This is a genomic window from Streptomyces sp. NPDC057002 (assembly GCF_042673825.1).
Taxonomy (GTDB): Bacteria; Actinomycetota; Actinomycetes; order Streptomycetales; family Streptomycetaceae; genus Streptomyces.
This window is the reverse complement of record NZ_JBHURZ010000001.1, coordinates 1,194,981-1,204,685: the sequence shown is the minus strand read 5'-3', so window position 1 is coordinate 1,204,685 and position 9,705 is coordinate 1,194,981. Positions and strand designations below refer to the sequence as shown.

Annotated in this window: 10 protein-coding genes; 7 read left to right on the top strand and 3 right to left on the bottom strand. The window is 67.8% G+C overall.

Annotated elements, in window-relative coordinates:
• Positions 1 to 44: 44 nt before the first annotated feature.
• A complete protein-coding gene (locus ACFT32_RS05465; RefSeq protein ID WP_382486093.1) occupies positions 45 to 1,151 on the bottom strand; it encodes an alpha/beta hydrolase-fold protein in 1,107 nt (368 codons plus the stop codon).
• Positions 1,152 to 1,245: 94 nt separating this feature from the next.
• Here ACFT32_RS05465 and ACFT32_RS05460 point away from each other — a divergent pair, with 94 nt between their 5' ends.
• The 3 genes from ACFT32_RS05460 to ACFT32_RS05450 are packed head-to-tail and all read left to right on the top strand — an operon-like array spanning position 1,246 to position 3,596.
• A complete protein-coding gene (locus ACFT32_RS05460) occupies positions 1,246 to 1,458 on the top strand; it encodes an MbtH family protein (RefSeq protein ID WP_382486091.1) in 213 nt (70 codons plus the stop codon).
• Between the two features lie 8 nt (positions 1,459 to 1,466).
• On the top strand, positions 1,467 to 3,041 hold the full coding sequence (locus tag ACFT32_RS05455) for an amidohydrolase (RefSeq protein WP_382486089.1): 1,575 nt from the start codon (positions 1,467 to 1,469) through the stop codon (positions 3,039 to 3,041).
• A 36-nt stretch (positions 3,042 to 3,077) separates the two neighbouring features.
• Positions 3,078 to 3,596 carry a GNAT family N-acetyltransferase gene (locus ACFT32_RS05450; RefSeq protein ID WP_382486087.1) on the top strand — a complete coding sequence of 173 codons (519 nt, stop codon included), beginning with the start codon at positions 3,078 to 3,080 and terminating at the stop codon, positions 3,594 to 3,596.
• Here ACFT32_RS05450 and argB read toward each other — a convergent pair.
• A complete protein-coding gene (gene argB, locus ACFT32_RS05445; protein ID WP_382487050.1) occupies positions 3,583 to 4,440 on the bottom strand; it encodes an acetylglutamate kinase in 858 nt (285 codons plus the stop codon). The genes ACFT32_RS05450 and argB overlap by 14 nt on opposite strands.
• Positions 4,441 to 4,567: 127 nt before the next feature.
• Positions 4,568 to 5,224, bottom strand: coding sequence for an isochorismatase family protein (locus tag ACFT32_RS05440; protein ID WP_382486085.1), 657 nt, complete (start codon positions 5,222 to 5,224; stop codon positions 4,568 to 4,570).
• 383 nt (positions 5,225 to 5,607) lie between these two features.
• Here ACFT32_RS05440 and ACFT32_RS05435 point away from each other — a divergent pair, with 383 nt between their 5' ends.
• The 4 genes from ACFT32_RS05435 (at position 5,608) to panD (ending at position 9,700) form a co-directional block, all read left to right on the top strand.
• On the top strand, positions 5,608 to 7,986 hold the full coding sequence (locus ACFT32_RS05435) for a glycoside hydrolase domain-containing protein (RefSeq protein WP_382486083.1): 2,379 nt from the start codon (positions 5,608 to 5,610) through the stop codon (positions 7,984 to 7,986).
• Positions 7,987 to 7,992: 6 nt separating this feature from the next.
• Positions 7,993 to 8,418, top strand: a complete 426-nt coding sequence (locus ACFT32_RS05430) for a hypothetical protein (RefSeq protein ID WP_382486081.1) — start codon at positions 7,993 to 7,995, stop codon at positions 8,416 to 8,418.
• On the top strand, positions 8,415 to 9,104 hold the full coding sequence (locus ACFT32_RS05425) for a hypothetical protein (protein ID WP_382486079.1): 690 nt from the start codon (positions 8,415 to 8,417) through the stop codon (positions 9,102 to 9,104). The genes ACFT32_RS05430 and ACFT32_RS05425 overlap by 4 nt, the downstream gene beginning before the upstream one ends.
• Positions 9,105 to 9,280: 176 nt before the next feature.
• Positions 9,281 to 9,700 carry an aspartate 1-decarboxylase gene (gene panD / locus ACFT32_RS05420; RefSeq protein ID WP_382486077.1) on the top strand — a complete coding sequence of 140 codons (420 nt, stop codon included), beginning with the start codon at positions 9,281 to 9,283 and terminating at the stop codon, positions 9,698 to 9,700.
• The last annotated feature ends 5 nt before the right edge of the window (positions 9,701 to 9,705 follow it).

Genomic DNA, 9,705 nt, shown 5'->3' with positions numbered 1-9,705 from the left:
GCGGGGAACTGCGCGCTCAGCCCCCACCGGCCCGCAGACAACCACTACTCCAGGGCCCAGCCCACATCCCTGACCAACGCGTGCCGCCACCCCGCCCGGTCATGCCCGGAAGCCGCCCGAGAAACCCGCACAGCCGCCCCGCCCTGTTCGACCAAGGCCTCGACCACCTCACAGTGCGGCAACATCCGCGTCTCATGCTCCCCGACATCGAACGCAACCCGCAGCCCCGACAGATCAACACCCGCCCGCATCCGCTCGGCAATCACACCCCCGACCGGACCCCCCAACGGATCAGCCGCCCGCAGGGCACCCGGCTGCCACCAGAACGACCCCGACTGACAAGCAACCCGCGACACCAACTCGGGAAACTCCAGCGCCGCATACACCGCGCTCAGCCCACCAAGGCTCTGCCCGGCGACCACCAGCCGACCGAGATCGGCGCGCACCCCCGACTCCGCCACCAACGGCAGCAGTTCGTCCCGCACCGCCTCCCACAACCCGGCCCGGCACGTGAACTCCTCGGCCCGGTCCTTGGCCGGCAAGAAGACCAGCGTCACCGGCGGCAACTCACCCGCGGCCACGGCCGAGTCGAACGCGGTCATGGCCGGATGCAGATACAGCCAGTCGTCCCCGTCGAGCAGCAGCACCACAGGCCCGCCGCCACCCACCGGATGGACCCGCACGGTCCGCCGCCCCCCGAGCCGTTCACTGGCCCAGCGAATCCGCGTACGCGGCAGGGGCAGCACCTCGTCGGCACCGACGACCGGCCAGTGCGGCTGCTCCGGGGCGTCCGGCGTCGCCGCGATGGACCGGTCACCACCCGCACCTGCCGGGTTGAACGGGTCGGCGTACGCCGCGTCGTCCACCAGGAACTGGTAGGTCACCCGCAGCCGCTCGGGCATGCGCACCTCGGCGTACCAGCAGTCCGAGTCGGCCCAACGGCTCAGGGGGACCGGCTCCGACCAGCTCTCGAAGCCGACCCTCGCCTCCGACCCGCGCCACAGGAACAGGGTCGTCCAACCACCGCCCTCGGCGGGTTTCGAGGCGGGCGCGCCCGCGGCGGCCCAGAACTCCTCGGTGCCGGGTGCGCCGGGCAGCCCGAACCCGGCGAAGGCGTCGGCGTCCTCCATATCGGCCGCGACCAGGCGCATGAACGTCTCCTTGTGAGAGGGAAGGGACAAAGGCTAAGCTCCAGTCAATTAGGCGAGCCTAACCTAATCTTGGCCCTCCAAGGAGGCATCGAGCATGAGCACCAACCCCTTCGACGACAACGAAGGCCGTTTCCTGGTCCTGGTGAACGACGAGGGCCAGCACTCACTCTGGCCGTCGTTCGCCGAGGTGCCCGGGGGATGGACGATCGCCTTCGCCGAGAACACCCGGGAAGCGTGCCTGGAGTACGTCGAGACCCACTGGACGGACCTGCGCCCCCGGTCCCTCGCCGCGACGATGGACGCCTGACCTCACCGATGCTGTGCACCAGGCTGACCAACGCCCGCTTCCTCACCATGGACCCGGACCGTCCGGTCGCCCATGACGTGGGCATCTGGCAGGGCCGGATCGCGGGCCTCGACGAGGCCGTGACCTCCCTGCCCGCCCGCGAGGTGATCGACCTGCAGGGCGCCACCGTGCTCCCCGGGTTCATCGACGCCCATGTGCACCTCGCCTGGACCGGGTTCAAACAGAACACCCCGAGCATCGCCGGCCGCACCCGGATCGACGACGTGCTCGAGGTCGTGGCGGAAGCCGTCACCCGCACCCGCGCGCCCGGCGACTGGGTGAGCATCGCCGGCTACGACCAGCGGGCTCTCGGCCGCCATCTGACCGCCGCCGACCTCGACAAGGTCAGCGACGGACGCAAGATCTTCCTGCTGCACGACTCCGGCCACGGCTGCGTCGTCAACACGGCCGTCCTGGACCTGCTGCCCGCCGACATCCCCCACGAGAACGGCTTCCTCGCCGAGCAGGCGATGGGCGCCGCCCGCGCCCTGCGTCTGCCGCACTCCCAGGAGGACCTGGCCGAGGCGATCGGCCGGGCGGCCCGCACCTGCCTCGCCGAGGGCGTCACCGCCTGCGCCGAAGCGGGCATCGGCGGCACGCTCTTCGGCCACAGCCCCGTCGAACTCGGCGCCTACCAGCTCGCCCGGGACAAGGGGCTGCTGCCGCTGCGCGTGCAGCTCATGGTGTCCGGGGACCGGCTGCGCCCGGTCTCGGCACACGAGACCGACGGCATCCCCAGGGCCCTCGACCTCGGCCTGCGCACCGGCTTCGGCGACGACCGGCTCTCCGTGGGCGCGCTGAAGATCTACACCGACGGCGGCATGATGGCCCGTACGGCAGCGCTGAGCCACCCGTACGAAGGGCTCGACCACACCGGACAGTTGCAGGACGACCCGCAGGCGCTCACGGACCTCATCGTGGACGGCCACCTCGCCGGCTGGCAGCTCGCCGTGCACGCGATCGGCGACCGGGCGGCCGATGTGGCCCTGGACGCCCTCGACCGTGCCCAGCGCCTCCGGCCCCGGCCCGAGGCCCGCCATCGCATCGAACACGCCGGGCTGATCCGGCCCGACCAGCTCCCGCGCTTCGCGCGACTCGGCGTCAGCGCGGTGATCCAGCCCAACTTCCTGCGGTACTTCGGCGACGACTACGCGTCGATCATGGGAGTGGAGCGCGCACCGTGGCTGTACCGGGGCAGGGCGTTCCTTGACCACGGCATTCCGCTGGTGGGCAGCTCCGACCGTCCCGTCGCGGACGGATCGCCCCTGCGGGCCGTCCAGTTCATGGTCGAGCGTGCCTCTGCCTCGGGGCAGGTCATCGGCCCGGACGAGGGCATCACCGTCGACGAGGCCCTGCACGCGTACACCGTCGCCGGCGCCCACGCCTGCCACTGGGAGGACAGCCTGGGGAGTCTCACCCCCGGCAAACGCGCCGACCTGGTCGTGCTCGGCGACGACCCCCGGCGCGTCGACACCTCCCGCATAGGCGACATCGAGGTGGTCGAGACGTATGTCGACGGCCGCCCGAGCCGTCCGCGCGTTTGATCCCGGGCCCGGGCCCGGTACCGAGGAAGGAATCCCTTGACCACGGCTACGCCGCGCCCTGCCGCGCCGCCGCACGCTCTTCTCACGCCGTCGTTCTCGGTGCGCACCGCCCGCCCCGACGAGGCCACCGCGCTCGCCGCCCTGTCCCTCCCCTTCGTACGCTCGGGTGCGCTGCGCGAGCGCCCCGTCTCCCTCTACGCCGCCCAGGCCGCGGACTTCCTCGTGCTGGAGGCACCGGACGGCACCCTGGAAGGGTGCGTGGGCATGCGGGCGTATCCCGAAGGGGGTGAAGACGGCGGACCAGCGGGCGTCGTCTACAACTTCTGCGTGGCGGAGCACCAGCAGGGGAGCGGAGCGGGAGCAGGGCTGCTGCGCGCGGTGCTGGCCATGGCCCGCGCCCGATCACTCGACGCCCTGTTCACGGCGACCACCGGCGGTGGCGGACTGTTCCTCCGCTACGGCTTCACGCCCACGACCGCCCGACTGGCACCGCGGGCCTGGGCGGAGTCCCTGGACCCGCGGCGCAACGCACGGGTCCTGGTCAGGACTTGGTGACCGCGCCGGGAACCACGTCGGGAACCGCCTTGGGAACCACGTCCGGAACCACGGTCGTTCCCGGGCTGGTCTCGGCGAGAACCCCGCGCAATACCGCGTGCGGCACGCGGCCGTCCAGTACGTGTGCCTTGCGCACGCCGCCGCGGACGGCCCGCAGACAGCCCTCCATCTTCGGCAGCATCCCGCTCGCCAGCCCGGGCAGCAGCCCGTCCAGCGCACCGGCCGTCAGCCGTCCGATCACCTCGGTGCTGCGTGGCCAGTCCGCGTACAGCCCCTCGACATCGGTGAGCATCACCAGCCGCTCGGCGTCGAGGGCGACGGCGAGAGCCGACGCCGCGAGATCGGCGTTGACGTTGTAGACCTGCCCGTCCGCACCGCGTGCCACGGGGGAGACGACCGGGATGTGCCCCTGCTCCAGCAGGGCGCGCACCATCGCCGGGTTCACGTCCACGATGTCGCCGACGAGCCCGATGTCCACCGGCTTGCCGTCGACCAGGGCCGGTCGCCGTACGGCGGTCATCGTGTGCGCGTCCTCGCCGGTCAGGCCCACCGCGAAGGGCCCATGGGCGTTGATGTGGCCGACCAGCTCCCGCTGGACCCGGCCCGTCAGCACCATGCGCACCACGTCCATGGTCTCCGGGGTGGTGACCCTGAGACCGGCCTCGAAACGGGTCTCCAGGCCCAGCCGGTCGAGCATCGCGCTGATCTGCGGTCCGCCGCCGTGCACGACGACCGGGCGCAGACCCGCGTGCCACAGCTCCACCATGTCCTGGGCGAAGGCCCGTTGCAGACTCGCGTCCACCATGGCGTTGCCGCCGAACTTGACGACGACCGCGCTGCCCAGGAGCTCACCTGGCGGCTGAGGAAGGGACGGGAAACGGGTCGCGACCGGGTCGGCCTGGGTCACGCTCACGGAGTCACTCCAATTCAAGGTTTGTCGAGGAAGGCACCGGTGCTCCGCGCCGCGGGCGTCACGCGTTCCTCCGCTCCCGGTGCAGGAGCAGGGCGCGCAGCAGACCGTCCGTCGTACAGACCACTCCGGTGCGCGCGGCCCACCGGAGTGCCAGGGTGTGCTCCTCGGCGGAGAAGTCGGCCACCGCGTCGGCGACGACGAACGGCTGGATGTCGTTCATGAAGGCGTCCGCCGCGGTCAGCAGGACACCGAGGTGCGCGTGCACCCCGCAGATGATCAGCTGGTCCCGGTTCTGGGAGCGCAGCAGCCTGCCGAGATGGCTGCGCAGGAAGGCGTTGTGGCGCACGTTCGCCAGGAGGTGCTCCCCGGGGCGGGGTGTGAGAGGCGCGATGATCGCCGCGGCATCCGGCTCGTCCCCTATCCCCGGCCCCCACATGTCACCGACCAGCCCTCGCTGCGCGGGCGGCTGCCCGGCGGGCTCCGCGCTGAACACGACCGGCATGTCCAGGGTGTCGGCGAGTTCCCTGAGTGCCGCGATGTTGTCGACGAGTTCCACCACGGGGGCACGGCCGGCGGGGAAGGCACGGACGAAGTGGTTCTGCATGTCGTGGACCAGGAGCGCGGCCCGTGCCGGGTCGATCCGCCAGGAGACGTGCGACCGGGGGATCGCGGAGCGATCCGGCATGGGATAGGAGCCGACGGCCGGCAAGCCCATGGTGATTCTCTCCCCCTGATCACGCGACGCGGTCCGGACCCAACACGAGAAATTTAGCTTAGCCTAACCTAAATTGAGCTCCGTGGGGCTGGAGTTGACGCACACCCGCCGCCGACCACACGGCATCGGGTCTAGATCAAGCAAAGTTCATGGGCATGACACTCTCCGGGGTGCGAAGATCCCTTCACATCAGTGACCTGTCGATGGAGCTGTGATGAGGAGTGCCCCGGTGTGGAGTCGGTGATCCAGAACCGGCAGGTCGCCGACAGCCAGAGCCAGTTGGTGCGGGCACAAGGGCTGGACCGCGTACAACCGGTTCTGGCTCCAGGACGTCCCCCCGGAAAAACCGACCGGTAACAGAAGACGAAGGGCTGCTTGCCGCAATGGCTGACGAAATGGTGCTTCAGGCTCAGAAATGGGTCAACGCCACCTACAAGAACGTTTCCGGCTACAACCTTGTCACGGAAGACGGCAAGACCGGCTGGAACACGATGTATTCACTGACTCGCGCGCTGCAATACGAACTCGGCATCACCGCGCTGTCCAATGCGTTCGGACCGACGACGTTGTCGAAGCTACAGGCCAAGGGCTCCATCAAGGTCGGCGAGTCCAACGAGAACATCGTCAAGATCATCCAGTGCGGGATGTACTGCAAGGGCTACAGCGCGGGCGCCATCGACGGGCAGATGTCCCAGGCGACCCAGACCGGCATCAACACGATGATGCAGCACATGGGTCTTTCGGCGGTCTACCTCGACGGCACCGTACGCCCCAAGGTGTTCAAGGCCCTGCTGACCATGGACGCCTACATATTCCTGTCCGGCGGACTGGAGCAGATTCGCTTCATGCAGCAGTGGCTCAACGGCCGCTACTTCGAGAAGTCCACCTTCTTCATCGGCCCGTGCGACGGATACTTCTCCCGGGACGCCCAGCAGGCGCTGATGAAGGGCATCCAGTACGAGTCGGGCATCCCTGAGGACCAGGCCACCGGTGTCTTCGGACCCGGCACCGTCGCCGGATTGAAGGCCCACACCCTCTCGGAGGGCGACAGCGGCACGTGGGTGCAGCTCTTCACCGGCGCGTGCGTGGCGAACGGCCCCTCCAACACCAGTGGTGATATAGCCACTTTCGGCAACACATTCGACGCGGACCTCACGGACTGGGTCAAGAAGTTCCAGAGCTTTTCCGCGATCAGCCAGACCGGCAAGGCCGACTTCGACACCTGGGCGCAGCTGCTCGTCTCGTACGGGAACCCCGATCGCCCGGTCAATGCCTGCGACACCCGGTTCACGATCACCGCCCAGCGGGCAGCGGCCCTCTACGACGCGGGATATCGCGCCGTGGGCCGCTACCTGGACGAGCCGGCCGGAAGCACCCTGAACAAGGAGATCCAGCCGGGCGAGTTGGACGCCATCTTCTCCGCCGGGCTGAGCGTCATACCCATCTGGCAGTACGACGCAAGCAGTCTCGCGGACTTCAAGTACAGCAACGGCTACCTGCACGGCAGCCTGGCGCACGGCCGGGCCGAGGGGTACGGCTTCAACAGGAGCACGGTCATCTACTTCGCGGTCGACTACGACGCCACCGCGGCGGACATGGACCGGATCATCGACTACTTCTCCGGCGTGAACGACGCGTTCAAGAGCAACGGCAGCAAGTACATCGTCGGCGTCTACGGCTCACGAAACGTGTGCGCCAGCGTTTCCGGTGGCGCTTACGTGCCTTACGCGTACGTCTCCGGTATGTCCTACGGCTTCTCCGGCAACCTCGGCTTCCCGCTGCCCCAGAACTGGACGTTCAACCAGATCAAGGAGTTCGACTTCACCAGCGGTTCGGACTCCTTCGGACTGGACCGGGTGGCGCACCGCCCCGGATCCGACTTCGGGCAGAAGTCCGTCAACGACACAGGCACCTCACCGGTCGAAGAGTTCATCGCCTACGTCCAGAAGGTGTACGACGCCGCGGTCTCCTACGGTACGGGCGATCCGAACGAACTCTCCTTGCAGTTCATGCGCTGGGACAAGTACACCGACTCCCGGTGGAGAGCACTGTTCGGTGAGGTCGACGACGCGTTCATCACCTACGCCTCCGGCCGGGGGATCGGCCGGTCGAGGGACATGGCGTACGCGGACCCGTCGATGGGTGTCGTCGTCAATCCGGACCACCTGGTGGCGAGCGCCAGTGGGTACTTCCTCAAGGGGAACGCCGGAGTGGGCAAGGCGAACCGCGCCGAACTGGCGAGCTGGGGCGGCGACCTGCTCACCTTCTACGGCGAATGGAGTCGCTCGGACAACGCTTCACCGCTGGACTTCTGCCGTAAGACGCTGTGCCGGCCCGATATCGCGTCGACGTTCGCGCTGGGCGACCTCATCGAGGACATCGACGGCTTCCTGGTCGCCGAGCGCCTGAAGAACAATGGCAGCACGAATATCGTCGACGAACTGAAGAGAATCCTCATCGGAACAGGTCATCTGACACGTTTCAGCGACTTCAAGCTCTACCGGTTCGGCGGTGTCACGAGCAACATCGGAACGACGGCGAAGGCGTTCCTGGAGGACCAGATCGATGACACGCTGCTGTCCTCCACCCGTGCGCTCCTCATCCAGAGGAACTGCCCACTGGGCAAGGAACCATGGAACGAGTCCGACTCCGTCATGAGCGAGTTCTATGCGGGTTTCACTGAAACGCTACAGAACCTCATCGATCAGCAGGTGGCCCGCCGAGCGAAGTTCCTCGCCGCGCAGAAGGCGGAAAAGGGGTAGTCTCACATGATCTTGATGGGCGCGTTGCTTGTGGTGAGCGCGGTCACTGCGGCAGTGGGCGTCGTAGTGATCCTCATACTGCTGAGCCATCCGCCGCTGCCTCTGCCGAAGATCTACGCGCTCATCGCTCTGATCCTGTCTTCCCTGGCGGTGGCGCTGTACTGCTACGGCTGGTTCTCGGTCGGTTGGGGAGGACCCTTTCCCGAACTGTGCCAGAGCAAGAACGACGCCGGAGCCGAACTGGCAGCCATCAAGCAGCAGTACTGGCCCCTTCGCAGTGCCTGCCTGTACTCCGACGGATCCACCGTGGAGTACGTCTCGATGTCGATCAACGTGGTCGTGTGCCTGTTGGCGGGTTCCGCTCTCGTCTCGGCCGGCACCTCCGTATTCCTGCGCAAGCGTGTCGGACAATCTCCTGGAGCTACTTCATGAACGCCCAGTTCTCGCGCCGCACCGTGCTCAAACGATTCACCGGTGTCGTGGCCGGAGCAGCACTGCTCACCACCGGGGAAGGCCTTCTCACTCCCCTCGCCGCCCAAGCCGCCGACAACTCGTGGAACAAGTCCAGATCGGCGAACGGCTGGGATGTCCTCCCCGGGCCCTCCTCGGGCGCGGCCACCTATGACATCCCGGGAACGAATCTCCATGTCACTCTGCGAGAAGGAGATGTGGGGACCGTCCTGTCCTATGTGGCACAACGCTTCCACTACGACGTCGCCGAACTCGAAGCGGGCCGCGGGCAGATCATCGGCTACAGCGATGCTCTGCATGTGAAGGCGGACTTCGAATCCAACCATCTGTCAGGCACCGCGCTGGCGCTGTACCCGGAGAGTTATCCGCTCGGCGTCAAGGGAAATCTCTTCCCTTACCAGGTCACGGCGATCCGGGACATCCTCGCCGAGCTGCAGGGCGTCATCAAGTGGGGCGGCGACATGGAGCCGGCCAAGGAGTCGACCTTCTTCGTCGACGTCTCGCCCGGCTCGACGAAGCTCGCCCAGGTCGCAGAGACCCTCAGACAATGGAGACTCACTCCCGGCAAGGGAGCCGGGACCCAGAACATCGAAGACCCCAAGCGCATCTCGGCGGCGAAGAAGCTGGCCGGCAAGCAGGCGGCCTGATCACACGGCACGGGCACAGGTGGCCGAGCCCTTCTCGGCCACCTGCGAACCGTCCGGCGGTGTGAGCCCTCGAACACCTGCCGACAGCTGACCGAGCACGCCGATCCAGGTACTCTCCGGAGATCGCCCTTGACCCGCAAAAGCAGGCAGGGAGCAGACAAACCGGGAGTTCCCACGTGTTTCGAACCATGTTCAAGTCCAAGATCCACCGCGCCACCGTCACCCAGGCCGACCTGCACTATGTGGGATCGGTGACCATCGACGCCGACCTGCTCGACGCCGCCGATCTGCTGCCCGGCGAGCTCGTGCACATCGTCGACATCACCAACGGCGCCCGGCTCGAGACGTATGTCATCGAGGGCGAGCGCGGATCCGGGGTGATCGGGATCAACGGAGCCGCCGCGCATCTCGTGCACCCCGGCGATCTCGTGATCATCATCAGCTACGCACAGGTGACGGACGCCGAGGCGCGGGCACTCACCCCCAGGGTCGTGCACGTGGACCGCGACAACCGGATCGCGGCCCTGGGCGCCGACCCGTCCGAGCCGGTGCCGGGCTCGGACCAGCAGCGCAGCCCGCAGGCCGTCGGGGCCTGACCGGA

Bases quoted from the DNA above. Each gene is read 5' to 3' on its own strand.
- ACFT32_RS05465 (WP_382486093.1), bottom strand. From the start codon at position 1,151: ATGCGCCTGGTCGCGGCCGATATGGAGGACGCCGACGCCTTCGCCGGG.
- ACFT32_RS05460 (WP_382486091.1), top strand. From the start codon at position 1,246: ATGAGCACCAACCCCTTCGACGACAACGAAGGCCGTTTCCTGGTCCTG.
- ACFT32_RS05455 (WP_382486089.1), top strand. From the start codon at position 1,467: ATGCTGTGCACCAGGCTGACCAACGCCCGCTTCCTCACCATGGACCCG.
- ACFT32_RS05440 (WP_382486085.1), bottom strand. From the start codon at position 5,224: ATGGGCTTGCCGGCCGTCGGCTCCTATCCCATGCCGGATCGCTCCGCG.
- ACFT32_RS05435 (WP_382486083.1), top strand. From the start codon at position 5,608: ATGGCTGACGAAATGGTGCTTCAGGCTCAGAAATGGGTCAACGCCACC.
- ACFT32_RS05430 (WP_382486081.1), top strand. From the start codon at position 7,993: ATGATCTTGATGGGCGCGTTGCTTGTGGTGAGCGCGGTCACTGCGGCA.
- ACFT32_RS05425 (WP_382486079.1), top strand. From the start codon at position 8,415: ATGAACGCCCAGTTCTCGCGCCGCACCGTGCTCAAACGATTCACCGGT.